Annotated in this window: 24 protein-coding genes and 1 riboswitch; of the genes, 15 read left to right on the forward strand and 9 right to left on the reverse strand. The window is 46.1% G+C overall.

Features of this window, described 5'->3' with window-relative positions; all coding sequences use genetic code 11:
* The first annotated feature begins 295 nt into the window (after positions 1 to 295).
* The 4 genes from H8S84_RS06275 to H8S84_RS06290 all read left to right on the forward strand — a co-directional run bounded on the left by H8S84_RS06275 (position 296) and on the right by H8S84_RS06290 (position 6,185).
* On the forward strand, positions 296 to 1,495 hold the full coding sequence (locus H8S84_RS06275; RefSeq protein ID WP_187066386.1) for a phosphoglycerate kinase: 1,200 nt from the start codon (positions 296 to 298) through the stop codon (positions 1,493 to 1,495).
* Positions 1,496 to 1,666: 171 nt separating this feature from the next.
* Positions 1,667 to 2,260, forward strand: a complete 594-nt coding sequence (locus H8S84_RS06280) for a hypothetical protein (RefSeq protein ID WP_187066387.1) — start codon at positions 1,667 to 1,669, stop codon at positions 2,258 to 2,260.
* Between the two features lie 446 nt (positions 2,261 to 2,706).
* Entirely contained in the window at positions 2,707 to 4,284 is a 1,578-nt protein-coding gene (locus H8S84_RS06285) for an amidase family protein (RefSeq protein ID WP_187066388.1), read from the forward strand.
* Between the two features lie 287 nt (positions 4,285 to 4,571).
* Positions 4,572 to 6,185, forward strand: coding sequence for a M1 family metallopeptidase (locus tag H8S84_RS06290; RefSeq protein ID WP_187066389.1), 1,614 nt, complete (start codon positions 4,572 to 4,574; stop codon positions 6,183 to 6,185).
* A gap of 61 nt (positions 6,186 to 6,246) precedes the next feature.
* On the opposite strand, the gene H8S84_RS20100 is transcribed toward H8S84_RS06290, so the two are convergent.
* Together H8S84_RS20100 and H8S84_RS20105 are read right to left on the reverse strand one after the other, a co-directional pair.
* On the reverse strand, positions 6,247 to 6,786 hold the full coding sequence (locus H8S84_RS20100; RefSeq protein WP_317175429.1) for an NADP-dependent oxidoreductase: 540 nt from the start codon (positions 6,784 to 6,786) through the stop codon (positions 6,247 to 6,249).
* An 11-nt stretch (positions 6,787 to 6,797) separates the two neighbouring features.
* Positions 6,798 to 7,193: an alcohol dehydrogenase catalytic domain-containing protein gene (locus tag H8S84_RS20105; RefSeq protein ID WP_230407053.1), complete on the reverse strand. Its 396-nt coding sequence runs from the start codon at positions 7,191 to 7,193 to the stop codon at positions 6,798 to 6,800.
* A gap of 236 nt (positions 7,194 to 7,429) precedes the next feature.
* Here H8S84_RS20105 and H8S84_RS06300 point away from each other — a divergent pair, with 236 nt between their 5' ends.
* The 5 genes from H8S84_RS06300 (at position 7,430) to H8S84_RS06320 (ending at position 11,676) form a co-directional block, all read left to right on the forward strand.
* A complete protein-coding gene (locus tag H8S84_RS06300; RefSeq protein WP_222621581.1) occupies positions 7,430 to 8,227 on the forward strand; it encodes a S1/P1 nuclease in 798 nt (265 codons plus the stop codon).
* Positions 8,228 to 8,504: 277 nt separating this feature from the next.
* On the forward strand, positions 8,505 to 9,635 hold the full coding sequence (locus tag H8S84_RS06305; RefSeq protein WP_187066390.1) for a helix-turn-helix domain-containing protein: 1,131 nt from the start codon (positions 8,505 to 8,507) through the stop codon (positions 9,633 to 9,635).
* A 73-nt stretch (positions 9,636 to 9,708) separates the two neighbouring features.
* On the forward strand, positions 9,709 to 10,089 hold the full coding sequence (locus H8S84_RS06310) for an SRPBCC domain-containing protein (RefSeq protein ID WP_187066391.1): 381 nt from the start codon (positions 9,709 to 9,711) through the stop codon (positions 10,087 to 10,089).
* 43 nt (positions 10,090 to 10,132) lie between these two features.
* A complete protein-coding gene (locus H8S84_RS06315; RefSeq protein ID WP_187066392.1) occupies positions 10,133 to 10,798 on the forward strand; it encodes a hypothetical protein in 666 nt (221 codons plus the stop codon).
* 161 nt (positions 10,799 to 10,959) lie between these two features.
* Positions 10,960 to 11,676 (forward strand): hypothetical protein, encoded by a 717-nt coding sequence (locus H8S84_RS06320; RefSeq protein ID WP_187066393.1) that lies wholly within the window; start codon positions 10,960 to 10,962, stop codon positions 11,674 to 11,676.
* A 69-nt stretch (positions 11,677 to 11,745) separates the two neighbouring features.
* Here H8S84_RS06320 and H8S84_RS06325 read toward each other — a convergent pair whose 3' ends face one another.
* Positions 11,746 to 12,372, reverse strand: a complete 627-nt coding sequence (locus H8S84_RS06325; RefSeq protein WP_187066394.1) for a YdcF family protein — start codon at positions 12,370 to 12,372, stop codon at positions 11,746 to 11,748.
* 108 nt (positions 12,373 to 12,480) lie between these two features.
* Here H8S84_RS06325 and H8S84_RS06330 point away from each other — a divergent pair, with 108 nt between their 5' ends.
* Both H8S84_RS06330 and H8S84_RS06335 read left to right on the forward strand, forming a co-directional pair.
* Positions 12,481 to 12,900 (forward strand): nuclear transport factor 2 family protein, encoded by a 420-nt coding sequence (locus H8S84_RS06330; RefSeq protein ID WP_187066395.1) that lies wholly within the window; start codon positions 12,481 to 12,483, stop codon positions 12,898 to 12,900.
* 52 nt (positions 12,901 to 12,952) lie between these two features.
* Complete coding sequence (locus H8S84_RS06335; protein ID WP_187066396.1) at positions 12,953 to 13,177, forward strand: VF530 family protein; 225 nt, start codon at positions 12,953 to 12,955, stop codon at positions 13,175 to 13,177.
* 376 nt (positions 13,178 to 13,553) lie between these two features.
* Positions 13,554 to 13,656, forward strand: a riboswitch (SAM riboswitch).
* 88 nt (positions 13,657 to 13,744) lie between these two features.
* On the opposite strand, the gene H8S84_RS06340 is transcribed toward H8S84_RS06335, so the two are convergent.
* Positions 13,745 to 13,900 (reverse strand): hypothetical protein, encoded by a 156-nt coding sequence (locus H8S84_RS06340; protein WP_187066397.1) that lies wholly within the window; start codon positions 13,898 to 13,900, stop codon positions 13,745 to 13,747.
* Positions 13,901 to 14,016: 116 nt separating this feature from the next.
* Between H8S84_RS06340 and H8S84_RS06345 the strand changes: the two genes are divergently transcribed.
* From H8S84_RS06345 to H8S84_RS06355, 3 genes are all read left to right on the forward strand, one after another.
* On the forward strand, positions 14,017 to 14,997 hold the full coding sequence (locus H8S84_RS06345) for an ATP-grasp domain-containing protein (protein WP_187066398.1): 981 nt from the start codon (positions 14,017 to 14,019) through the stop codon (positions 14,995 to 14,997).
* The gene (locus H8S84_RS06350; protein ID WP_187066399.1) at positions 14,997 to 16,031 is read left to right on the forward strand and encodes an LLM class flavin-dependent oxidoreductase; all 1,035 of its coding nucleotides are present in this window, start codon (positions 14,997 to 14,999) and stop codon (positions 16,029 to 16,031) included. Before H8S84_RS06345 ends, H8S84_RS06350 begins: the two co-directional genes overlap by 1 nt.
* A 175-nt stretch (positions 16,032 to 16,206) precedes the next feature.
* The gene (locus H8S84_RS06355; RefSeq protein ID WP_187066400.1) at positions 16,207 to 17,310 is read left to right on the forward strand and encodes a serine hydrolase domain-containing protein; all 1,104 of its coding nucleotides are present in this window, start codon (positions 16,207 to 16,209) and stop codon (positions 17,308 to 17,310) included.
* Positions 17,311 to 17,447: 137 nt separating this feature from the next.
* Here H8S84_RS06355 and H8S84_RS06360 read toward each other — a convergent pair whose 3' ends face one another.
* The 5 genes from H8S84_RS06360 to H8S84_RS06380 all read right to left on the reverse strand — a co-directional run bounded on the left by H8S84_RS06360 (position 17,448) and on the right by H8S84_RS06380 (position 23,593).
* Positions 17,448 to 18,182 (reverse strand): head GIN domain-containing protein, encoded by a 735-nt coding sequence (locus H8S84_RS06360; protein WP_187066401.1) that lies wholly within the window; start codon positions 18,180 to 18,182, stop codon positions 17,448 to 17,450.
* A 154-nt stretch (positions 18,183 to 18,336) separates the two neighbouring features.
* A complete protein-coding gene (locus tag H8S84_RS06365; protein WP_187066402.1) occupies positions 18,337 to 20,244 on the reverse strand; it encodes a RecQ family ATP-dependent DNA helicase in 1,908 nt (635 codons plus the stop codon).
* Between the two features lie 173 nt (positions 20,245 to 20,417).
* Entirely contained in the window at positions 20,418 to 21,203 is a 786-nt protein-coding gene (locus tag H8S84_RS06370) for a hypothetical protein (RefSeq protein ID WP_187066403.1), read from the reverse strand.
* 530 nt (positions 21,204 to 21,733) lie between these two features.
* Positions 21,734 to 22,399, reverse strand: coding sequence for an ABC transporter ATP-binding protein (locus H8S84_RS06375; protein ID WP_187066404.1), 666 nt, complete (start codon positions 22,397 to 22,399; stop codon positions 21,734 to 21,736).
* Positions 22,400 to 22,546: 147 nt separating this feature from the next.
* The gene (locus H8S84_RS06380) at positions 22,547 to 23,593 is read right to left on the reverse strand and encodes an AI-2E family transporter (protein ID WP_187066405.1); all 1,047 of its coding nucleotides are present in this window, start codon (positions 23,591 to 23,593) and stop codon (positions 22,547 to 22,549) included.
* A 187-nt stretch (positions 23,594 to 23,780) separates the two neighbouring features.
* Between H8S84_RS06380 and sucC the strand changes: the two genes are divergently transcribed.
* Positions 23,781 to 24,983 (forward strand): ADP-forming succinate--CoA ligase subunit beta, encoded by a 1,203-nt coding sequence (sucC, locus tag H8S84_RS06385; protein ID WP_187066406.1) that lies wholly within the window; start codon positions 23,781 to 23,783, stop codon positions 24,981 to 24,983.
* Positions 24,984 to 25,023 lie beyond the last annotated feature (40 nt).

A 25,023-nucleotide genomic window follows, 5' to 3' on the forward strand; every position in this document is an offset into this window, starting at 1 on the left:
AGATCTCTTCTATCGTCGAGATGACAAAAAAGCTTAAGTTGACGGCATTGGGTCTCGACCTGTCCGAGGAATAGCATCAGCAATGAAACCTATACATTGGCAAAAGCAACTGCAGACTCCCCTCCTTGGTTAAGGAGGGGCAGGGGTGGTTGGACCCGGTGCTGCAGAAAAACAATCAACAACCAGCAACCTCTAACAAGTATAACCATTTCACTATATTTGCTTCGCCTAAGATTTTGTGGCAACAAAATCTGGCGTTATAACGAACAACGAGTAACAAAACCTTAATCACCTCATGAAAACCGTAGATCAGTATAACTTTGCCGGCAAAAAGGCATTGGTGCGTGTGGATTTTAACGTGCCGCTTGACGAAAAACACAACATCACCGACGATACCCGAATTCGCGCGGCTGTGCCCACCATCCGTAAGATCATGAACGATGGCGGCGCGGTTATCCTGATGTCGCACCTGGGACGGCCTAAGAACGGACCAGAAGAAAAATACTCGCTTCGCCACCTTGTAGACCGATTGGCCGATGAGTTTGACACAATAGTGCGTTTCTCTCCGGATGCCATTGGGCCTGAGGCACAGCAAATGGCCGCTGAATTAAAGCCACGCGAAATACTGCTGCTGGAGAACCTGCGCTTCCATAAGGAAGAAGAAAAAGGAGACCCGAGATTTGCCGAAGAACTGGCTAAACTGGGCGATGTGTATGTGAATGATGCCTTCGGCACGGCACACCGCGAGCATGCCTCAACTGCTGTAATTGCCCGCTACTTCCCTAAAGATAAGGTAATGGGCTACGTAATGCAGGCTGAGTTAGACAATGCCAGCCGTGTACTGGATAACGCCGAACGACCATTTACCGCCATTATGGGCGGAGCCAAGATTTCTGACAAGATCATGATCATAGAGCAGCTGATGAACCGGGTAGATAACCTACTTATCGGTGGCGGCATGTCGTATACTTTTATAAAGGCTGATGGCGGCGATATTGGATCTTCGCTGGTTGAAGCAGACAAACTTGACCTGGCCCGCAGATTAATTGCCATGGCCCGTGAGAAAGGCGTTAATCTGATGATACCCGTAGACTCAGTAATTGCGGATGACTTCAGCAACGATGCCAACGTAGATACCTGCCTGAGCCACCATATCAAGCCGATGTGGATGGGTTTAGATATCGGACCTGAGGCGCGTGAGCAGTATGCAGATGTTATCAGAAATTCCAAAACCATACTTTGGAACGGCCCGATGGGTGTATTTGAGATGTCTAATTTCTCGGTAGGCACTGAGGCTGTAGCGGAAGCTGTGGTTGAAGCAAGCCGCCGTGGCGCTTACTCTCTGATAGGTGGCGGCGACTCAGCAGCAGCCGTTAACCAGTTCGGCTATGCTGATCGTGTTTCCTACGTATCTACGGGTGGCGGGGCACTACTAGAGTATATGGAAGGCCGTACTCTGCCTGGCGTTGCTGCCCTGGAGCGCGATGATTACTAGAATTATACTAGAAGTTATACTTAAAAACAGCCTTGCTACTTATCTGTAGTAAGGCTGTTTTTTTATGAGAAGTTGTATACAGTTCCTATATTTAGGATATACTAAGCTAAGTACATAGTGTTGATAAGCGTATGTTTACGCATAGCCGTTAGTTAGGTGCAAACAGTAATAATGAAGAAGGAAAGAATAAACACATTAGCAGCAACAAGTCTTTCAGGACTATTAGGAGGTTTTCTATACCTTATGACACCTTCTACGCCTGTTCTATTCTTTTCAGCCCCTATAGTTTTTGGATTAGGGGTGTTAGCATCCAATCATGCACATATAAAATGGAAGAGAAAACTTATTCCATACTTGCTGATTGGCCCTATTGCTTTGATCGTCCAATCTTATGGAGGAATAATATTTGCAGGAGTCGGAGCAAATTTATTTGTTCGAACAGTAGAGAAGCTATCCTTCTTAGCTGTTTACTTTGGGAGTGGTTTGTGTGCTTTGTTTATGGCGTACATTTTTGAAAGAATACTTGACAACATCAATCTTAACCTTCTCAATTGTTTGATAATCTTTATACTTGGAAGCCTCTCCTTATTAATATTCTTCCTTGCAAAAGGTTTTCCCTTAGACAATCTTTACCAAGGTATACCAGGGGAAGATGTTTACGGAGTTTTGCCGCTAATTTGGCAGCCATTAGTAGGTGTGGGTATTGCTCTAAGCTTGAAAAGAAAGTCTACACCTAACACAGCACATGAGCAAAGCTTCGGCTGATGCCTTGCTCACCTCATGTACAAATCCGTTCTGGTTAATTGAAAGGTAAAATCTGGTAGTTGTAAAATCTTATGAACTTTGCTCACCTAATTAGTTTACTCTTTGTTCCTATAGGAATTCTATTTATGATAAAGAACAAGTTTTGGAAGTATGATACAGGAGATATGCTGTATCCAGCAAACTTAAAACTATTCCTAGGTGGACTTTTCTTTTTAATGATTGGCTTATATGGAATCATTGATGGAACTATAAAACTAATCGAGTAAGTAATCAAAAAAAACAACTGCCCATAACCCAGTACATAAACCGTGCTTCGGCTACGCCTTGCTCGTTTTATGTACAAACCGTTACAACCGTTAAACTCCCTACTGCCGTAAAGTAACAGGGATTTTTTGTTTATATTGTTTTGAAAATATCATATACCCTGGATCACTAACTTATACCCTGTGGCAGACAAACTTTCATACCTGATCAGCGCGTTGCTTTCTCTCCTGCTCCTGAGCGGTTGTACCCCGGAAGCAACCTCCTCCGCTACAACCGCAGATTTTAATTTGCAAGAAGCAACTATCACAGAAATCCATCAGGCTTTTAAAGAAGGCACCTGTACTTGTCAGCAGTTAGTATCTGCTTACCTTGAGCGGATAGAGAAGTACGACCAGCCAACAAAGCTGAATGCCATTGTAGTAACCAATCCTGAGGCGTTGGAAAGAGCCCGGCAACTGGATGAGGAGTATAGAAAGACCAGGAGGTTGCGACCACTGCACTGCATACCGGTTATCGTAAAGGACAACTATAACACCAAAGGCCTGCAAACTGCCGCCGGCTCGCTGGCCATGAAAGGCTTTAAACCTAATGAGGATGCCTACCAGGTGCGGGAGTTAAAAGAGGCTGGCGCAATAGTGCTTGCCAAATCTAACATGGCGGAGTGGGCTTTTAGCCCAATGGTATCCATAAGCTCCATTGCAGGTGAAACGCTTAACCCTTACAGCCTGGAGCATGTGCCGGCTGGCTCCAGTGGCGGCACGGCTGCCGCCGTTGCTGCTAATTTCGGCACGGTAGGTTTGGGCACTGATACCGGCAATTCTATCAGGGGGCCATCTTCTCATAACGCATTGGTTGGTTTCCGTTCTACGCTTGGTTTAACAAGTCGCCACGGAATTGCTCCTCTGTACCTGCGTAACGATGTAGGCGGCCCAATGGCCCGAACCGTTGAAGACGCCACCAAGGTATTGGAGGTGATTGCCGGATATGACCCTGCGGACCCTCTTACAAAACACAGCCAGGGAAAAGTGCCCCAGAATTACACGCAGTTCCTGGACAAGAACGGACTAAAGGGGGCTCGGATCGGCGTACTCAGAGTTTTAAGCGATAAGGATCCTGATCCTCAGGTAAAAGCTTTGTTTGAGCAGGCCATCGCTGACCTGCAAGCTTTAGGGGCAGTAATCGTAGACCCGTTTGAAGTAGCACACTTCGATAGCCTCCGCAAAGACCAATGGTGCGCTGTATTCCAACGCGACATCAATGAATACCTCTCTGCACAGGGGGCAACCGTACCGGTTAAAAACCTTGACGAGATCATAGCCACTGGCAAGTATTCGTCCTACATTGAAGAGAACCTGAAGTACTTTCAGAAAAACCAAGTTGGACCGGATGAAGGCTCCCATACCTGTGGCGATGCCTATCATGACCCTAAAAGAATAGCCTTCCGCAATGCCATAGAAGAAGCCATGGATCATTTTAAAGTTGATGCGATCATTTATCCAACCTGGAATAATCCTCCAGCCAAAGTAGGAGACTTTGAAGGGTACAAAGGCGATAATAGCCAGATCATTGCACCGCACACAGGGCAGCCAGCCTTTACTGTTCCAATGGGCTATACTTACAGTAGCTTGCCAGCCGGCCTTCAGTTTCTTGGCCGTATGTTTGACGAACCTACTTTGATCAGGCTAACTTACTCTTATGAACAGGGAACAAAACATCGGAAACCGCCGGTAAAGTTTACTGAGAAAGTGGCGGGCAAATAACCCAAGCAAACTTGGTCTAATATATACAGCATCAAAACTGGCAAGCTTAAACATGGTAGTGCTTTTGGGGCAAGTATGGCCTAAGGAAGCACTGCCCCTCGCCAGAACAGTAAATATTATAGTCTGCACATTAAGCCTTTTGTTCTTTATTTCCTATTTTAGAGGAAGAAGCAAAATTTAACATCCCCGGCCTACAGCTTTTGTAAGGAACAGTCGTAAGCAAAACGGTGTTGCTTATCCATACCCCACGCACCGGAGACATTAAACTTATAGCGCTATCACATTCTATGAAAAAGTACTTTCTCATCGCATTGCTGGCTTTCAGCAGCATTTCGGCCACTGCCCAGGACGATAACTGGACCTGGGGCGGACCTGTAGACCCGGCACAGGCGGCTTACGATGTTAAGCATTATACACTGAACCTCACCGTTAATCCGGAAGGCAAATCTATTGCAGGATGGGCAGAAGCTACTGTAGCCATCGTGTCGCCAATAGACCACATTAAGCTGGACCTGATTGACAGGTATAAAGTTAGCGAGGTATTTGTGGATGGGAAGAAGGCAAAGTATACTAGAACCAAAGACGGGCTGGATGTGCAGCTAAAGAAAAAGTATGCGCCGGGGCAAAGAGTAAAGTTGAAGGTAAATTATGCCGGCACTACACCCGAGGCCGTCCGTCCGCCATGGCAGGGTGGCTTTACCTACGCTAAAGATGCCAACGGTAAGCACTGGGTGGGCCTGTCGTCGCAGAACGAAGGAGCCAAGATATTTATGCCTTCCAAAGACCACCCCTCAGATGAGCCTGACGAAGGTGTAGATCAATTTATTACAGTGCCTGCACCTTATAAGGTAGCTGCAAATGGTCTGCTGGTTTCGGAGAAAGAAGAGAAAGGCCAGATCACCTATCACTGGAAAACAGATTATACCATCAACAACTATGGCATAAACTTCACGGTAGGCGATTTTGTGCAGGCACAGAAAAACTATACTACTGTAAACGGCAACACCGTACCAATGGTAATGTACCTGCTACGCCAGAACGAGGCAAAGCTTCCGGAACTGATGGCAGTGCTTGAAAATAGTGTAAAAACCCAGGAGAAATACTTTGGTGAATATCCTTTCCCGAAAGATAAAATAGGCATAGTAGAAACACCTTACCTAGGCATGGAGCACCAGACTATAAACGCCTATGGCAACAACTACAGGTTTACAAAAGTAGGCGACGCTACCCACGATTGGCTGCTGTACCACGAACTGGGCCACGAGTGGTGGGGCAACAAAGTGAGCGTAAAAGACTGGGCTGACTTCTGGATCCAGGAAGGCCTGTGCACCTACGGCGACTGGCTGTTTGTGGAGGAGCATGGCGGGCACGAGGCGTACCTGAAACACGTGCAGCAGATCGGCCGCAACATCCGAAACGAAAAGCCGATTATTGTTAAAGAGTTTGCCACGTCAGATGAGGCTTACCATGGCGAGATCTACACCAAAGGTGCGCATGTAATGCACACAGTAAGGTATATTTTAGGTGATGATGTTTTCTTCAAAACCCTCAAAAACTTTATTAATGACCCGGCTTATACTTATGCCAACCAGGTAAAAACATTCGACCTGCAGAACTATATCAATGTAAACACCAGCCACAATATTACGCCTGTGTTTGATATGTACCTGCGCACTACCAAGGTGCCGGAGGTACAGGTAAAGCAGACTGGTGAAAACACTTATACCATCCAGATTCCGAACATTAACTTTTCGCTACCCATGGATGTGAAAACCGACAACGGCACGCAGCGCATGGAGTTGTCTTCTAAACCTATAACGGTAACATCTAAAGAGGCACCGGTGGTTGATGAAAAGGGTTGGTATCTGAAGAAGGTAAGCACCGAGAAAAGGAGTAGCTAACTTGTAAAAGCAGAGGCCGAAGCTATAATTGCGCCCCTGCTTTTATACATTTTTTACTTGTCTACTCTGCCAGACTTACCACTACTTTACCCCTGGTCTTGTGCGTTTCTACCTGTTGGTGTGCTTTTGGCAGATCTTCAAAAGTATACACATGCGAAACGTGTGGGCGCAGGTGGCCATCCCGCATCAGATTAGCAAGCTGTTCCATATCCTCGGCGCTGGAGTGCACCAGGTAGTTTTTAGCTGTGATATTATGTTTCTTGGCCTCTTCCTGCACAGCCTCTTTTGCACCGCCAAGTATAGATACAATCGTTCCACCGTCTTTTAGCGCCTTAAGTGAGTTACGGGTGTTCTCCTCCCCCAGCGAGTCCAGTACAATGTCCGCGTCCATTATTACTTCTGCCGGGTTATAATGATTATAATCTATCTGTTCATCGGCCCCCATGTTACGAAGAAAATCGTGGTTCTCAGGTGAGGCTGTGCCTATAACATTAGCTTTAAAGTACCTGGCAATCTGTACCGCAAAATGACCTACGCCACCTGCAGCTGCATGAATAAGCACCCGCTGCCCTGCTTTAATGTTAGCCTGATGCACCAGCACCTGCCAGGCAGTTAGGGCAGCCAGGGTGGCGGCGGCCGCTTCGTGGTGCGGAATGTTTGCAGGTTTGTGTGCCAGTGTGCCTCGGGTGCTGCCACATACTCAGCGTAGGCTCTGCCATGCCCCGGAAAGTTTACCATTCCAAACACCTCATCGCCAGCTTTAAACACCATTACATCCTCACCTACAGCCTCTACCACACCCGAAATATCCCATCCGGGTATAACAGGGGGGTCTTCTGACAACTGTTTATATAATGCTTTGCCTTCGCGTGTCTTTACATCAACAGGGTTTATACTGATGGCCTTTACCTTTACCAGCACCTCTCCAGCTTTTGGAGCAGGCTTATCTATTTCCTGCAATTGTAGCTTTTCCACTCCTCCCGGTTCGTTAACGATATATGCTTTCATGGCTGTCTTTTGTTATTGTTATGCTTCATCTAACCCTGCCATCCACAAAAAGTTATGATATGGCCCGGTCTTCTTGGCAGGTAGTTACGAGAGTACTATAAAATATACTTTGTACTAAGTAGGCAACCCAAGTACAACCGAGCTCTGGCACTTTGGTGCGGAAGTATAAATTACTTTTCATCTGCACAAAAAATACCGACATTTGCAGCATCTTTACAAGACTAAACACAGCACAAATGACCTTTAAATTCTTAAAAAGATTATTCCTGATCGGCTTAATGGCTTACCTGCCTTCGCAGGCAATGGCCTGGGGCATGTTGGGGCACCGCGTTGTAGGCGAGATTGCAGAGCGAAACCTGACCTGCAAAGCGAAAAAAAATATTAAAAAGATACTTGGCAACGAGTCGTTGGCAATTGCCAGCAACTGGGCAGACTTTATCAAGTCAGATCCATCCTACGATTACTTAGGGCCATGGCACTACATCAACTTTAAGCAAGGCCTTACGCTGGACCAGTTTACCGCAAGCGTTATGCAGGATACCTCTACCAACGTGCATACCAAGCTGAACATGATGGTGTCGGAGCTGAAGAACAACAAGAACCTTACGCAGGATAAGAAGCAGATGTACCTGCGCCTGATCATCCATATGGTAGGCGACATTCATCAGCCAATGCACGCGGGCCGTCCTGAGGACTTAGGTGGTAACCGTGTTAGATTAAGCTGGTTTAACACCCCAACCAACCTGCACAGAGTATGGGACGAGCAGTTGGTAGAGTATCAGAATTTGAGCTACACAGAGTATGCTACAGCGCTTAACTTCACTGACAAATCGCAGCGCCGCACCTGGCAGCAGGCACCGGTAAGCACCTGGATCTATGAGTCGTACCAGATTGCAGATAAGCTTTATGAAGGTGTGAAACCAGAAGAGAAACTTGGCTACAGGTATAACTTCGATCACGTAGATACTCTAAATGACAGACTATTGAAAGGTGGCATTCGCTTGGCAGGTCTTTTGAACGAGATCTTCGGATAAGGTTATACTTTGATGATACTTTAGCCCTGGCAGGTTTATACTTGCCGGGGCTTTTTATTTTAATGAGCTTAAACTTTGAGTAGGTGCCTCTTTAACTATTCGTGGTCCCCATTTGAAGGGGGCAGGAGGATGAGAGCCGTCATAAATTCATACAAACCCTTAACCACAGCTGTGACATTATCGCTTCATTGTAAATCTCCAATGCACTCCCTAATTCTTTTAAAAGAATCTTTCCTATATTAGTAGCCTCTACCATACTACAAGCCCGAAAACAAGCATGTACCTGAGCCTTTTTGATATCATTATTTTGTTTGGCGCGCTGCAGGGGCTCATACTTGGACTGGTGCTGCTCTTCTCGAAACCGGAAGAGCGTATTTCTGGCAAAAAGAACTACCTAGCGCTGCTGGTGCTTATCCTTGTCTACAACGGCCTCGAAACGTTTAGCTGGAGCTCAGACAACAACACGTTCAACTACTTTTTCAGCCTGTTTCCGAATGTGCTCATCTTTGGCTTAGGGCCGTGCTTATACTTGTACATTCGGTCTTTTACTCATCCGCAAGGTTTTTCTAAAAGCACGCTGCTAAAGCACTTTGCCATTGTAGGTGTGCAGTTTGCACTAAGGCTTTTTATACTTGCTGTTGCGTTGTTAAACCAGCGCGGCACCGTGCTCGGCCTCTGGAGCGCAGACCTGGATATCCTGCATAATACTGTCTCGGATAACCTGGCGGTAGTGGTATTCTGGTTTTACCTAGTGCTGGCGGGCAGGGAAATCTGGTTGCAGTATAAAAACCCCGAAGAACAGATACCGCTTAAATGGCTGCGCATCCTTTACCTGTTCACGTTGGTGTGGGGTATAGCCTGGGCGGTAACAACAGTTTACCCGGTAATCTTTAAAGCGAACAAGAGCAGCTACTACTACCCTATTGAGGTGCTTCAGGTGCTGTTTATCTACTGGCTGGGCATTACGGGCTTCTACCGTATTAAAGTGGTGCAGGTGGAGGCACAGAAAAAAACTGGTGCATACTTCGAGGGAATTGATACTGAAACAGTAGAAAGATGCGAGGTGGCGCTCAAAAAAGCAATGGAAACCGAGAGGCTATACCTCGACCCTGAATTGACAGTAAGCAAACTGGCCGATCACATCAACATAAGCGCCAAAACGATCTCGGCAGTCCTAAATCAACACCTGCAAAAAGGCTTCAGCGAGTATGTTAATGATTACCGCATTGCAGAAGTAAAACGCCGGCTGGCCCGCAACGAAACCAGAACCATGACCATTGCCGGCATAGCCCTGGACTCAGGTTTTAACTCCATGGCAACTTTCCAGCGTGTGTTCAAATCATCCGAGAACATGACACCAAAGGAATACCTGGCTAAGGTTAGCGAAAACAAATCTCAGGAAGCCTGATTGTTTTACATTGGCTATACTTCTGCCACACTAAATACTTAACTTACCGAGAAACAAAAATAGCAGCATCTGCATGAAAGACTATAAGAAATACTACATTATTCCAGCCTCTCCAGAGGAAGTATACGTGGCCTTAACCAACGCGAACACCATCCAATTGTGGTCCGGCGAACAGGCCGACATGTCTACGGAGCCAGGCTCTGAGTTCGAGTTATTTGAGGGCAGCATTGTAGGCAAGAATTTGGAGTTTGAGGAAAATAAGAAGATCGTGCAGCAGTGGTATTTCGGGGATCAGGAAGAGCCTTCTATTGTTACCATTAAGCTGCACCCACACAAGTATGGCACCTCGGCAGAATTGCGCCACACTAACATTCCGGACGAGGCTTACGATGACTTAGTTGAAGGTTGGGACGAAGCCTACTTTGGCTCCATTATAGAGTTTTATGAGGATTAATAGCAGCATACTATAGTCAGCTTAATTTCTATCAAACCTAATCATGAAACAGACTTTTATACTTCTAGTCTTTGTGTTCGTATGTCATGCAGCCTTTGCTCAAACAGGAACATACGTCAGGTCTACTAAAGTAGTCACAAAAACCACATTCGATGATGACCACAGTTATGCCCTGATAAACGGCGTAAAAACAAGTAGCAATATCAAATCGCTGTTCAAGCCTTCTGAGATTATTATCACCCGCGTTCATTCCAAGGATGAAAGTATGGCTTATTTTGTGTCTGGTGTTGAGGTAAAGAACTCGAACCACCCCGTACTTAAATACTTCGAGCATAAAGCCAGACTCAAAGTTTACAACAAATACTTTGAGCACAATGATATCCCGGACTTCAATCCTAATCAGATAGCGTCACTTGAGTTTCATGAAGCCGATGGCCAAACTGAGAGTTACCTGGAAGTGAAGCTGATTCCAAGGGGAGAATTTCAAAACAAGCCAATCCGATATGATGTCGTGCCTTACAAAACAAGATATTATGACATAGACGGAAAAATAATTGAGATCGGAAGAAGCCAGAACCAAAGCGATGTCAGCTACACTAGGCCCAAGAATGGTGAAGTAAGATCTGAAACACTTTGCTGCCGAGAAGCCTATGAGAAGTATAAAGACGAAAAGTACGTTGAAGGAATAAGAGTTATCCGAACTAAATAGAGGCCAATAAGATACAGTCAAAAATCCCTATCTACTTACTTCATCAGGCAATCTGCAAATATTTTTAACAAAAATCCGAACCATAGGCAACCTGAAGTATACTTTCTGCATCTACCCTACATGCCACACAAAAAGGCATCAGAACCTATACTTCTACAACTATGGAAAAAGAATTAACACAAGTAAAACGCCAGCTTAACTGGCTAAAGTATTATGCGGTTGTAAGCAGCAGCCTTTTTATGGCCTTTATGATGTTGAGCATGTCTGGCCGTAAGACTGATATTATTCGGGCAAAAGGAATCGTGATCGAAGACAGCATGGGCCGCGACAGGATTCTGATCGGAGCCACCATCCCTCCATCAAAAGACAGGGTAAGAACCAACCCGGACAAGGTGCGCGAAACCTGGGCTAAAAGCTTTGGCGGTGAAAAGTACATGAAGGATTACGCAACTTACGAGCACGGCGAAAACGGCATTATCTTCCTGAATGAAAAAGGTTACGACAAACTGGTGCTGGGCGAAAATGTTGGCGACCCCAATACAGGCAAACGTATCGTGAAAGCCGCTGGCTTCTCTTTCAATGATGATGAAGGCTTTGAGCGTGGCGGCCTCGGCATCTCTAAAACACAGGCAGGAGATTATCGCGTTGTGTTTGGCATGGACGACCCAAAAGTAGGTGAAGCCTTGCACCTGTTCCTGCTGGAGGATGGTACCAAAGGTATGCAGATAGCTTATGAAGGAGGCCGTATGTTGCTGGGCAGAGCAGAACCGAACAGCGCCTTCTTCGGCAACAAAGAAGAATTTGCAGGTATTAAGATCGAAGGAAAAGACGGCAAAGTGCTGTGGGAGAACAACGCCTACCAGCAGCCGAAAAAGTAGTTAAAAACTTAAACACAAACATAAGCAGCCCCGTCTTGATAAAGGTGGGGCTGCTTTTTTATTGATTTTCTAAATTGAAATACTACGGTCTCTCTTATTCATGTAAGCCAGCACCTCCTCCACTTTCGCCAGGTCTCCCATGGATCCATACTTATGGATGCGCTCCATTTCGCCGGCAATTAATTCGGCACGCGTGCCATGCACTTTGCCCTGCGAGTGCGTTACTTTTTCGCACCACGACAAGTTTCTTCCTGGGTAACTATACACTTTAAGCTCAGGGTAAAAGTCGTTTACAGCTGTTACGGCCGTCATAAAAGCGCGTGGCTGCTGAAACGGCGATGCTGAGGCAATAATACTTTTATACCCAATTTCTCTGGCATGTTTGATAGCGGCCTGTGCCTCTTTTCGTGTGTTCAGGCTGGTGGTATCTGCGGCAACCGGCACAGGCTCTATTTCTTTCTGCGTTACGCCAAGCTTTTCCAACTCCTTATGCCATGCATCAAAGCCGGGGTAGCCACTCATAGGCTCTGCTTGCAGAAACATCACTTTCTTAGCCAGTTTGTTGCTTAGTAAGTATACAGATGAGGCAAAAACAGACTGTTGGTTATCCTCTGTCTGGCCGAAGAGGAATACAGCGTCTGCAGGTGTGGATGGTAGCGTATCGCAGAGCGTACGAATGATGAGTTCTTCTAACATAGGAGGTGTATACGGGAAGACAGCTGAATGGTGTCTGTACTGGAAGGCTGGAACTTCTAATTCAGAATTTCCTAAATTGCACCAGGAAGAAACACTCTACAGCAAAAGATGAAATCAGTTATACTTACAGCACTATTCATACTTCTTGGCATGACAGCATACAGCCAGCAAAACCAGAATACCGAGGCCTTACTGGCTCCCGTTAAGCAGCAACTGGAGGCCTATAATAGCCGCGACATCGAAAAGTTTGCCAGTGCCTTTAGCGAGAATGTGAAAGTATACCGCCAGCCGGGCGTGCTTACTTACCAGGGCCGCGATGAATTGAAAAAGCGCTACGGTGCCATGTTTGCTGCCACTCCCGATCTGCACTGCGAAATCGTAAACCGTATTGTTGCCGGCGAGGTGGTGATAGACCAGGAGAAAGTACAGCGCACTAAAGGCCAGCCCCGCACCGATGCCATTGCGGTTTATCGAGTAAAGGATGGTTTAATTGTAGAGGTAACATTTATACCTCCTGTAAGCAACTAATCTGGTAAGGCTGCAAGTATAAAATAGCAGCATTAACGTACCTTTGCAACCTATGGCAGAAGCACAAAAAAACAACCCCCTGCACGGCGTAACACTACAGATGATGCTCGAGCACCTCGTGGATTATTATGGCTGGGAACACCTGAGCACGAAAATCAACATCAACTGTTTTAAGAGCAACCCAAGTATAAAGTCCAGCTTAACATTTCTGCGTAAGACGCCATGGGCTCGTGAGAAGGTGGAGAGTTTATACTTATATACTTTGCGGAGAGGGTAATAGTCGCGAAGGGAGTGTTTGCTGATCTCAATATTTTTCCAACCACCCCTAACCCCTCCTTATCCAAGGCGGGGAACTGTACTTACCACTTCGTCTGCTATTGCAATAGCAAAGGCTCTCTTTATGGTCATCCTACAAAGGATCTTGTATGAAGGGAGGTTGTGCAGCAGCTATACCACTTTTGCTTTTGCAGGAGTAATGCCTGATTCCCCGCCTTGGATAAGGAGGGGTTAGGGGTGATTTGATCCGGTACTGCTGAAGAAGTAGTTTCACCCTCCCCTTCTATGTACCTACATTATTTTTAGTTGAAAATTTGGAATTGTAAAATTCGGGTGCAAACTTTGTAACCGTAAAGTCAATTACCCTCACAGGATTTGATTTATAAAGAAGAAGGGAGAGAACAGGCTCTGTGAACTTCTAGCAACCAGTTTAAAAACAAGGTGCTAATTCCTGCCTAAAAAATTTAGGGGATATAAATTCACAAAAATGAAAATTTCAGCATCTCAACTTGCTGCCGCACAGGCAAACATTTTCAACCGATCGATTATCGGCACTACTTTACACACTTCACATTTCTGTTGTTGTTGCTGTTGCTGCTAACACAGCTGGGCAAAGTATAAGCTTTTTGTAGCACCTCGGTGCATTATACTTCTGCTGCAGTCTACTGAGTAGCACGGGCTTTCTGTATCCATACCTGAAAGCTTCAGGGGTTGCTGTATCCATACTTTTGGCTATACCGGCTCCTGCCCTACTCTAATTCTCAAGTCTTTTTCATTGCCATTTCAGGTTACCTGTCCTCACCTGTCTGGCTATACTTATACTTTTAAATCAGAAATACTATGTCTACGATAGTAAAACCAATTGCTATTTTCCATGAGCACCAGGAGTGGTTCAAACCGCTTTTCAATGAACTGGAGCAGAACGAAATTCCATATGTTCGACTAGATGCTGCCCGCCACACTTACGACATTGCGGCACAGGACATTCCGTACAGCCTGTTCTTTAACCGCATGAGCCCATCGGCTTACCTGCGAAACAACGAGAACGGCATTTTCTATACATTAAGCCTGCTGGCACACCTGGAGTCCAAAGGAATTCCGGTGGTAAACGGCTACAAAGCCTTCCAGTACGAGACCTCTAAAGCGCTGCAAATAAGCCTGCTGGAGAAACTGGGTTTGCCCTATCCAAAGTCAAGAGTGATTAACCATGCCTCACAAGCCATTGCTGCCGCAAATGGTCTGCGCTACCCAATTGTTGTTAAGGCAAATATCGGCGGCAGCGGCGCTGGCATCACCCGCTTCGACTCACAAGAGGAACTCGCACTGGCTGTTTCTACGAACCAGATCAACCTAGGCATTGATCATACGGCATTGGTGCAGGAGTACATCACCGCCCGCGATGGCCATATTACTCGCGTAGAAACCTTAGGTGGCAAGTACTTATATGCCATTAAAGTATACACCGACGGCGAAAGCTTTAACCTCTGCCCTGCCGACATATGCCAGACAACAGGCGGTAAAGAGCTGGTGCGCAACGCCTGCGCTATTGATGCCCCCAAGAACGGTATGCGTGTAGAGGCCTATACGCCACCGCAGGATGTGATTGATGCCATTGAAAAGATCGTGCAGGAAGCCGGTATTGACGTGGGTGGCATTGAGTACATGGTTGACGACCGGGACGGGCAATTGTACTACTACGATGTGAACGCACTCTCAAACTTTGTGGCAGATGCCGTGAACGTGATCGGCTTTAACCCGCATGCACGCTTGGTAGAATTTTTGGAAACTAAGGCTCAACTTAAACTGGAGGAGGTAAAATAATGGAATTCGGATATTGGTTGCCTGTTTTTGGAGGATGGCTCCGCAACGTGCCCGACGAAGGCATGGACACATCCTGGAACTATGTGAAAAAGCTGGCGCAGCGCAGCGAAGAATGGGGCTATAGCCTATCGCTTATTGCAGAGCTTTACCTGAACGATATAAAAGGAAAAGAGGCGCCCTCATTGGATGCCTGGTCTACGGCCGCGGCTCTTGCTGCCGTTACCGAACAGCTGGAAATAATGGTAGCAGTTCGTCCTACGTTTCACAATCCGGCTATACTAGCCAAGCAGGCAGCAAACATTGCTAACATCAGTGGTGGCAGATTATCGCTTAACGTTGTGTCGTCGTGGTGGCGCGACGAAGCTACCAAGTATGGTATCCAGTTTGAGCAGCACGATGATCGCTATGCCCGCACAAAAGAATGGCTTGATGTAGTAACGAACGTATGGGAGCAGGATCATTTCTCTTACAGCGGCAACTACTACAACGTAGAGGATAACATTCTACAGCCCAAGCCAATTAAGAAGCCTTTTATTTACGCTGGCGGGGAATCTGAAGCAGCTAAAACGCTTATCTCCAGCCAGTGCGATGGCTATGTAATGCACGGAGATTCCCCTGAGCTCATCGGCAAGCGAATTTCGAACATGAGAGAACGCAGAGAAGCATTTGGCCTGCCTCCTATGAAGTTCGGTGTGGCAGCCTACAGCATCGTGCGCGACACTGAGCAGGAAGTGCAGAAAGAGCTCACTCGAATTACTGACGTAAAAAGCTCTGCCGCCGGATTTGAGAACTACCAGCAGTGGTTAGCCGGCACCCAGCTAGAGGGGCAGCTCTCTTTACAGGAATACTCTGTATCTAACCGTGGCCTACGTTCTGGTTTGGTTGGCACACCGGCTCAGGTGCAGGACAAGATCGCTGAGTTCGAGGCTGTGGGTGTTGACTTCTTCTTGCTGCAGTGCAGTCCGCAGTTAGAGGAGATGGAGCGCTTCTCCGACTCTGTGATCAAAGCTCATACTTTGTCCGCTACTGCTTAGCACAACAAACACACTTTAAAACAAATAAACCACTTAGCTAATCAATTCCGGATCCCCTGTTGCTTCTGGCGGCAGGGGATTTTTTTCTGCGTTTGGGTTGAGATACAAAAGCAGGAAAGTATCGATGGCTTAAAGTATAAAATGTTTACTTTTATACTTCTGAAAACCTAAAACTATGAAACGTAACTACTTCACACTCTTGCTAGTACTGCTGGTTTGCTTTTCTGCGGTTGCACAAAGCACAGCCACTCTACAGAAGCAATTATTCCAACATTTTCACGAAAAGGCTTACCCGGGCATTCTGATTGGCTACTCAAATGGCCAACACAACATTTCACAAGCTTTAGGCTACACAAACACTGCTACAAAACAGTATTTAAAACCTGACCAGCTTATGATAAGCGGCAGCACCGGCAAAATTGTAGTGGCAGCGGCGGCGCTCAAACTGGTTCAGGAAAAGAAATTGGAGTTGGATGCCCCTGTGAGCAAATACTTGAAAGGTGAGTGGGCAGAGGCTATTCCTAACTATGATTGCCTTACAGTTAGGCACCTGATGCAGCACCGCACCGGCCTGGCCCGCTATATTTTCACAAACTTTAAAGAAGACGTAAAACAAGATCCTGATAAAGTATGGCAACCACTGGAGCAGGTAAAGTACATCACAGCCGTTCCTCCGAAGTTTGGCTGTGGTCAGGGTTTCGCCTACTCCGACACCAATTACCTTATACTTGGAGTTATTATTGAAAAGGTGTCTGGCCAGGACTTTTATACTTATGCTGAGCAGAATATACTGAAGCCCAACAACATTAAGACTTTCGTCCCGACCACTAAACGCACTATATCTGGTCTGGCAAACGGCTATGCCGGGGAAAAGGACCCAGTAGATTTCACTGGCCCGGCGCTGGATAAAGATGGCAAGTCGCGCTACAATCTCCAGTTTGAGTGGACCGGCGGCGGCTATGCCTATTCGCCAGTAATGATGGCGAGATTAATGATTGCTATATTTGAAGGCAAAGTTTTTGGTAAAGAACTGCTTGCGGAATACACAGCCACATTGCCAGCTCCAGAAATTAATGCAGAATATGGCTTAGGCCTTATGAAGTATAACCTGAACGGAAAAACACTTTATGGCCATAGCGGCTTTTTTCCGGGCTACTTAGCACAGGTTTATTACGACCCGGAAACCAAAGAGTCTTTTGTGTTTATGATAAATACAACAGAACCAGCCGGAATACAGGATCTTTACAAAAGTATAAACTCATTCTTTGCTCAACGATAGTATGAAAAACCGAACGCCTCCGAAGCTCTTTTATACTTTGGAGGCGTTTGGTTTATAATCTTTTGAGTTGATGATTTTCTTATAGCCTGTCACTAAGTATAGCCTCTGCACTGGCTAAAAAAAGAAGACGAACATTGTTACTTCTTCACAACTTTACCTGAGCCAGTTACAGTTGTAGTTACAGTAGGGTTGCCCTTGTAATACACATTCCCACTTCCCGAAATCTCTACAGCCAAAGCACTAACAGCATTCACCTCTGCTACACCAGAACCGGATAAATTTACTGTTACGTTATTGGCTTGCATGCCAAATGTCTCTGTCCTTCCTGAGCCAGATATATTAACACTATGCCGTGCCGCCGCCCCACTTAAAACAATCTCCCCGGAGCCAATTAATCGCGTTATCACCTGATCAGCAGAGGCGTTCAGCTCTATCTTACCAGACCCGTTAAGTGTTACCTGCAAATCAGCTGCTGTCAAAGCATTCTGGCCTTTTATGCGTCCGGAGCCATTTAAAAGCAGACTTTCTACAACAGGCATGGTAATGTATATTTCAACATCATTGCTTCTTCTTACACAGCTCGTGTGCTCTATTTTCCAGGTGTTGTTGCTAATGCTGGTGTTAAGCTGGTCCAGAATGTTGGACTCCCCCTTCACCTCTACCTGCTGTGTGGCGCCTTGAGTAATGTATACTTTAAAACTTCCGTTAGCCTCTATACTTTTAAACTGCTGCAGGTTTAAAGTTCGAGTCTCTCTAGGGCCCTCGCCTTTTATACAGTTGATATCGTCGCAGGCGCTTAGAAATAATGTTGTAAAAAGTGCAAGCAGAACAAATTGCCCTGAGCTCCACACACGTGTAAGTTTCTTTTTCATAGTTGAGTGGTTTTTGATCGGAACATGAAGAGAAGATACCCAAACGGGCAGAATGGTTGCAAGCCTACTTATAAAATTAAGTGTAGCCATTCCATATGGAGGCCAGCGGCGGCATCAGTAGTGATCAGAAGTATAAAAGTATTTTGCTCGGATATCAGGCAGATACCAGTTTCCCGCTTTCGAGTTGTTTTATACTTCCGAGGTCCAGCATGCCACGAAGTAGTTCTGTAACTGTTTCATGATGCTTCGGTTCAAATTGCTGTACCAACTCCTTTGGCAAGTATGGCTTTACCTGTAGTAGTTCTAACAGCTTACTTCTTAACTGCTTCTCCTCCTGCCCTTCCCGTTCCTTCTTCCGCTCTGCCAGGCAGTAGTCGCAGATACGGCAGGCTTTGTCGTTTACCTCGCCAAAGTATTCCAGCAACAGTTGTGTGCGGCAACGGTTAGAGGTTTCGACGTAATAGGCCATTTCTTTTGCCTGCACCTGTGCCCGCTCCCGCAGTTGGTTAAGTTTAGCGGTATCCAGTACAAGTGTAGTGGCATCCTGGCGTGGTTTGTTAAATACTACCTGAGGGGCATCGTGCTGCGGCTCGTATACCAGCAGTTGCAGCTTTTGCATGTACTCCAGCTTTTTGCGCAACTCCTGCTCCGGTATGTTAAGCTGCTTTGCTAGCTTCGGCTCCGATATCTTCACAAAGTTCACAAAAGCCTCCCCGCCGTAGGTTCTTAGTAAAGCCTGTATCAGCTTATCCAGCTTTGGGTTAGCTATTTGAAACTCGTACAGGGCAATGTTCTCAACAGTAAAGTATAAACGGGACGGGGTGTAGTATCCTTCGTTTAGTTGAATGTAGCCTTCACTCTCCAGTCGTTTTATAGCGTGGTGCACCTGCAAAGGCTGCAGCTTGTAGTTTTTGGAGAAATCAGCGAGGTCAAAATCGAAACTACTGAGCAGGCCGCTGCCCACTGCCAACTGATAGTAGTTAGCAAGGCACTGGTACACTCTCCGGATAAACTCAACAGGCGGGTGTGCGTCCTCAACTTTCTGCAGCAGTTCGGTCGTATCGTTAGGACCGTAAAGTATGGTGGCATAAGCGTATTTCTCGTCGCGCCCGGCACGGCCTGCTTCCTGGTAATACGCCTCCAAGCTCTCCGGCAGGTCCAGATGTACTACCAGTCGCACATCGGGCTTATCGATGCCCATACCAAAGGCATTGGTAGCCACCATTACCCGAACCTTATCCTCGATCCAGAGCTGTTGTACCTGGCTACGCTCTTCAAACTTTAAACCGGCATGGTAGGCGGCTGCCGAAATGCGGCGGCTCTGCAGGAATTTAGCCAGTTCTACTGTCTGCCTGCGGCTACGCACATACACTATACTTTGCCCCTGCATGCGCTGCAAAATCTCGAGCAGGCGGGTAACTTTTTCTTCGGTGTAAAGGCAGGAGTAAGAAAGGTTGGCACGGGCAAAACTCTTCTGAAAAACATTTTGCTTTGGGAAGTTAAGCTTCTCCTGGATGTCAGCTTTTACAGGCTCTGTGGCCGTTGCGGTAAGCGCAATGACAGGCACACCGGCAAGTATGGTCCGGAGCTCAGCCAACTGCAGGTAGGTTGGCCTGAAATCATAACCCCATTGCGAGATACAATGCGCCTCGTCTACAGCCAGCAAACCAACCTTCATCTTCTTTACCCGCTCCTGAAACAGATCGGTTAGCAAACGCTCCGGCGACAAGTATAAAAACTTAACGCTGCCATACACGCAGTTATCCAGCGTAATATCTATCTCGCGTCGGTTCATGCCTGAGTAGATAGCCACCGCCGAAATACCTCTTCGCTTCAGCTGCTCCACCTGGTCTTTCATCAAGGCAATCAGTGGCGTAATCACCAGGCACAGGCCATCAATCGTCATGGCCGGCACCTGAAAGCAAATAGACTTGCCTCCACCTGTTGGCAACAGCGCCAGCGTATCCTGCCCGCCCAGTACCGAACGGATAATATCCTCCTGCAGCGGCCTGAACTGATCATAGCCCCAGTAGGTTTTAAGGATGTGGTGGATGTCTTGCAAAGGTTAAGCGCTTTTTCAAAGCGAAGATAAAGTATAGCCGACAGAAGTCAGCATATCTATGCAGGTAAGTATAAAAGTTTGTTGCACTAATCTGTAAGTGTGCTTATCGTGCTGCCGGAACAAAAAAAAGCCCCTGCTTTAAAAGCAGAGGCTTTTGCTAGTAGTATATAAAATTATGCTGCTGCAGACTGGCCGTCTTCACGATCCTCGATCACTTTCTTCAGTTTCTCGATGGCCTGTGCGGCACGCTCTTCATCAAAACGGTTGATGTTCAGCAACATTTTAGTTTTCTCCTGGCGCGTAATGGTCGGGTTGTTCAGCAAACGAATAATCTCCTCTTTCTGCTTGGCAGAAGCGTAGCGCACGCTGGCGTTTTGCTCCTCAGTTATTTCAGCAGTTGCAGGAGCCGGAGTTGCTGTAGCCGATTTCATAGTAGCCTTTTTCTCAGTTGGCACAGCTGGCTTAGCAGCAGTTTCGTTTCCGCCGTAGTCCATTTCCTCGGAAGGAGTTGGCTCGTAGCCGGCAGCGCGAATTACCCAGGCTAAAATATTACGGTATGCTTTACCAATGGCTCTTGTCTGTGCCATACTTGCAATCGCAAACTCCTGGTAATACTTCTTGCCCTGCTCTTTGTTAGAGCAGATGGCAAAGCCGGCGCCAACTATCTGCTGACTGCGCAGGTCAAGCAAATTAACTTTTGCCTGATACTTAATTTCTTCGTCGGTGCTGATGTTAACCACATGCTCTACCACCGGCAGAATACCCAAACGAGATCCGGCATACTGCCAGCCCTCCACGTTTACATACTCTTTGCCTTGTATATTCTGGTATAAGCGGTTCTCCTTAATAAACTTAGCTAAGTCAACAGCCAAGTGAAGTGTCTCATCAGACTTGGCAATATCATAGCTCTCAACTTTGGCTTTTTTCTGCACCTTCGTCTCTTTAACTGGTTGATTCATAATACTTATTAGCTTTCATGTTTTGTACATATATCAAACACAGCGGCATCATAAATAGTGCAAAAAATTACAAAAATTATGTATTTTATATCATTGATTATCAATGTGTTACAAAATATTTTTTAATCTTTTTACTACCCTACTCCTGCAGCTGCTAATGGCTAAAAATTGAGCAAAGGGTAAAGTATAGGTACGAACTTGGGAGTGAAGAGTTTAGGGGTAGAAAAGTTAAGAAGTAAATAGGTAGTAAGGCAGAAAGTTGAAAGATGAAATAGTGGATGGGATTGTTTGTAGCATCATGTAGAACTGCCCCGGCCTTCCCTAGTTAAGGAGGAAAACTCCTGTATTTCTTTATCTTAAGTAAAAACTCTGTAGCTTTTGCACACATTTCTTTCTGCCAAGTTCTTTCTTAGATGAAAATTAGAATTGTCCTGTACTGTTGTGATGGCAGAAAAGAAAGTAATTAAAACTCCCCTCCTTAGTTGAGGAGGGCAGGGGTGGTTTGACCACACTTATAAATTTTGAATTCTTTAGATGGTTACTTCAGATACGATCTGTCCATCCTTCATCACCAGTGTTCTGTCGGCCATACCTGCCAGCTGCTCGTTGTGTGTAACGATCACGAAGGTCTGGTTGAACTCATTGCGAAGCCTGAAGAAAATATCGTGCAGTTCCTGCGCATTTTTAGAGTCGAGGTTACCGCTTGGCTCGTCGGCAAAGATTATTTTAGGAGAATTAATAAGCGCACGGGCAACGGCTGTACGCTGCTGCTCGCCACCCGACATCTCGGAAGGCTTGTGATTAAGCCGGTGCGATAAGCCTAACATACCTAGGAGTTGTTCAGCTTGCTCTTGTACCTCCTTTTCAGGTCGGCCTGCCAGGTAGCCGGGCAGGCAGGCGTTCTCAAGGGCTGTAAATTCTGGCAACAGGTTATGGAACTGAAAGATAAAGCCAATGTGCCTGTTCCGGAAACGGGCCATTTCGGTGGCACTCATTCGGGCAATGTTCTTTCCATCAAAAACTACCTCACCCGAGTCAGCTGTATCCAGGGTACCTAATATGTGCAGCAGCGTGCTTTTGCCGGCACCCGAGGCACCTACAATAGACACAACCTCTCCTGCTCCAATTTCTAAATCAATTCCCTTCAGTACCTGAAGCGAGCCGTACTTTTTATGGATGTTTGTTACCTGCAGCACTTTCTGATGTTTGTTTGCACCTAATCTGGCGAATTTCCTGCCAAATCTACAAAATAATTACTTAACCTGAACTGGGCATCATCTTTCCTATAAAGCAAGCTTTGTAGTGTATCAGCTTAAAGTATGATTGCTCTTAGCATCGATCTTTCAGGATGGCTGTACTTGTCCCTTCTCAAGCACATCTTTCACATATAATTCGTTTACTACAACCATTACAACTGCCAGCAAAGGCGCTGCCAAAAGTAAGCCAATGGCACCTTGCAGTATGCCCAGCAACACCTGGAAGAATAGCAACAAAGCCGGCGGCAGGTCTACTGTTTTCTGAAAGATAATGGGTGTAATGGCATACGTTTCCACCATTTGTATCGCTCCGTAGAGTAACAATGCATACAAAGCCATCTGAGGACTTACGGTTAGTCCTACAAGCCCTGCTGGAATGGCCGCAAGCCAAGGGCCGATATTCGGTATAAATGCAAGCAAGAACGTGATAATGCCTAAAGCCAGGGCAAGAGGTAATCCTAATAAGCTGTAGCTTATCGCCGTACTCACACCAATTATCGTCATGGCCAACAGCATAGCAAGCAACCAGAGTTTTAGTGTGTTATAGCACTTGCCCAGCACCTGCATTACTCTGGACCGATGCCGTATCGGAAAAAGCTTGGAGAAACCAACTGTATAAAGCTTAGGATTAGCAGCTAAAAATATAGCAGTAACAACAACAATCACAATATCAGCCAGTACACTAAGCGTGGCAGAGAAAATAGAGCTGAACTTAGAAAAGATGCTCTGGTCCTGAGGGAGTAGATCACTCATATTTTGCGGCACCTTGTTCATCAGCTTCTGCCCAACTCCAAACCCTTGCAGCCAGTCCTGTATTTTTCTAATAGCCGAAGGCAGTGTTTGCTGCATTTCCTGTATCTGTTTACTAACAGTAGGCACAATAAAATAAAACGCACCTACTAAAACACCGAAGAAAAGGAGCACAGCCAGAAAAAGTGCCAGCCCATGCTTAAGGTGCAGCTTATTCTCAAACCACTCAGCAATTCCGCTTAACAGAACAGCCAGCAACACTCCGGCAAATACTAATAAAAAGAAGTATCCATGTTTACCGAGCATATAAAATGCCGATGCTATCAGTAATATTATAAAAGCCGCAAGAGCAACACGTTTCGCAAAAGAAGACAAATCTGCCATACTATAGAGTATCAAGTATAAACTATTGAATATCTTTTCATACTTGAATTGTGCAACTTACGTTGCAAACCACATTACTCCCTTGATTTAAAGTATAGCAGTTGCGATGGGCTTATATTTTAAAAAAGCTTTACTTGAATTTAAGGGGATAAAGGCGTACTTTCGTGCGTCCATTAAAACTGAAAGCATGAACATACACGAATATCAGGCTAAAGACATTTTAAAAAGCTACGGCGTACGCATACAAGAGGGCATCGTGGCCGAAACTCCAGACCAGGCGGTAAAAGCTGCCATGAAACTGACTGAAGAGACAGGCACAGGCTGGCATGTGATCAAAGCACAGATTCATGCGGGTGGCCGTGGTAAAGGCGGTGGCGTAAAGCTAGCTAAAAACCTGGAGCAGGTAAAGCAGATCGCTGACGACATACTGGGTATGACACTGGTAACACACCAGACTGGCCCAGAAGGAAAACTTGTACAGAAGGTTCTGGTTGCGCAGGATGTTTACTATCCAGGCGAGTCTGATCCGAAGGAGTTTTACCTGAGCATCCTGTTGGATCGTGCGAAAGGCAGAAACGTGATCATGGCATCTACTGAAGGTGGTATGGACATCGAAGAAGTAGCTGAGAAGCACCCTGAGAAGATCATCAAAGAGTGGATCGATCCGGCTACTGGCTTAAGACCTTTCCAGGCTAACAAAATCGCTTTTGCATTTGGCTTACAGGGTGAGGCTTTCAAGGAGATGGTAAAATTCATCACTAACCTTTACAAAGCTTACGTTGATACTGACTCTTCTATGTTTGAGATCAACCCTGTTCTTAAGACATCAGACAACAAGATTCTTGCTGTAGATGCAAAAGTAGATCTTGACGATAACGCATTGTTCCGTCACAAAGACCTTGCTGCCCTTCGCGATACTTCTGAAGAAGATCCGTTGGAGGTTGAGGCTAGCGCTTCTAACCTGAATTATGTAAAGCTTGACGGTAACGTAGGCTGTATGGTAAACGGTGCAGGTCTTGCTATGGCTACCATGGATATCATCAAACTTTCTGGCGGTGAGCCTGCTAACTTCCTTGACGTAGGTGGTGGGGCAAACGCACAGACTGTAGAAGCTGGTTTCCGCATTATCCTGAAAGACCCGAATGTAAAGGCTATCCTGATTAACATCTTCGGTGGTATCGTTCGTTGCGACCGTGTTGCTAATGGTGTGGTTGAGGCTTACAAAAACATCGGCGACATCCGTGTTCCGATCATCGTTCGCCTTCAGGGTACAAACGCTGAAGAAGGTGCCCGCATCATCGACGAGTCTGGCCTGAAAGTATACTCTGCAGTTGCGCTTAAAGAAGCCGCTGACAAAGTAAAGCAGGTTTTAGCAGAAGTAGGAGCTTAATCGCTTAAATATAAAAACAGAAAAGGCTGCCGTAATTGGC

It is taken from the genome of Pontibacter cellulosilyticus, assembly GCF_014306105.1.
GTDB classification, from domain to species: Bacteria; Bacteroidota; Bacteroidia; order Cytophagales; family Hymenobacteraceae; genus Pontibacter; species Pontibacter cellulosilyticus.

What these genes read in the sequence shown, in the direction of transcription:
- sucC (WP_187066406.1), top strand. Translation starts at nt 23,781, where the DNA reads ATGAACATACACGAATATCAGGCTAAAGACATTTTAAAAAGCTACGGC.
- H8S84_RS06350 (WP_187066399.1), top strand. Translation starts at nt 14,997, where the DNA reads ATGGAATTCGGATATTGGTTGCCTGTTTTTGGAGGATGGCTCCGCAAC.
- H8S84_RS06320 (WP_187066393.1), top strand. Translation starts at nt 10,960, where the DNA reads ATGGAAAAAGAATTAACACAAGTAAAACGCCAGCTTAACTGGCTAAAG.
- H8S84_RS06300 (WP_222621581.1), top strand. Translation starts at nt 7,430, where the DNA reads ATGACCTTTAAATTCTTAAAAAGATTATTCCTGATCGGCTTAATGGCT.
- H8S84_RS06370 (WP_187066403.1), bottom strand. Translation starts at nt 21,203, where the DNA reads ATGAATCAACCAGTTAAAGAGACGAAGGTGCAGAAAAAAGCCAAAGTT.
- H8S84_RS06360 (WP_187066401.1), bottom strand. Translation starts at nt 18,182, where the DNA reads ATGAAAAAGAAACTTACACGTGTGTGGAGCTCAGGGCAATTTGTTCTG.
- H8S84_RS20105 (WP_230407053.1), bottom strand. Translation starts at nt 7,193, where the DNA reads ATGAAAGCATATATCGTTAACGAACCGGGAGGAGTGGAAAAGCTACAA.
- H8S84_RS06335 (WP_187066396.1), top strand. Translation starts at nt 12,953, where the DNA reads ATGGCAGAAGCACAAAAAAACAACCCCCTGCACGGCGTAACACTACAG.
- H8S84_RS06345 (WP_187066398.1), top strand. Translation starts at nt 14,017, where the DNA reads ATGTCTACGATAGTAAAACCAATTGCTATTTTCCATGAGCACCAGGAG.
- H8S84_RS06275 (WP_187066386.1), top strand. Translation starts at nt 296, where the DNA reads ATGAAAACCGTAGATCAGTATAACTTTGCCGGCAAAAAGGCATTGGTG.
- H8S84_RS06290 (WP_187066389.1), top strand. Translation starts at nt 4,572, where the DNA reads ATGAAAAAGTACTTTCTCATCGCATTGCTGGCTTTCAGCAGCATTTCG.
- H8S84_RS06280 (WP_187066387.1), top strand. Translation starts at nt 1,667, where the DNA reads ATGAAGAAGGAAAGAATAAACACATTAGCAGCAACAAGTCTTTCAGGA.
- H8S84_RS06340 (WP_187066397.1), bottom strand. Translation starts at nt 13,900, where the DNA reads ATGGATACAGCAACCCCTGAAGCTTTCAGGTATGGATACAGAAAGCCC.
- H8S84_RS06315 (WP_187066392.1), top strand. Translation starts at nt 10,133, where the DNA reads ATGAAACAGACTTTTATACTTCTAGTCTTTGTGTTCGTATGTCATGCA.
- H8S84_RS06325 (WP_187066394.1), bottom strand. Translation starts at nt 12,372, where the DNA reads ATGTTAGAAGAACTCATCATTCGTACGCTCTGCGATACGCTACCATCC.
- H8S84_RS06330 (WP_187066395.1), top strand. Translation starts at nt 12,481, where the DNA reads ATGAAATCAGTTATACTTACAGCACTATTCATACTTCTTGGCATGACA.
- H8S84_RS06355 (WP_187066400.1), top strand. Translation starts at nt 16,207, where the DNA reads ATGAAACGTAACTACTTCACACTCTTGCTAGTACTGCTGGTTTGCTTT.
- H8S84_RS06305 (WP_187066390.1), top strand. Translation starts at nt 8,505, where the DNA reads ATGTACCTGAGCCTTTTTGATATCATTATTTTGTTTGGCGCGCTGCAG.
- H8S84_RS06310 (WP_187066391.1), top strand. Translation starts at nt 9,709, where the DNA reads ATGAAAGACTATAAGAAATACTACATTATTCCAGCCTCTCCAGAGGAA.
- H8S84_RS06380 (WP_187066405.1), bottom strand. Translation starts at nt 23,593, where the DNA reads ATGGCAGATTTGTCTTCTTTTGCGAAACGTGTTGCTCTTGCGGCTTTT.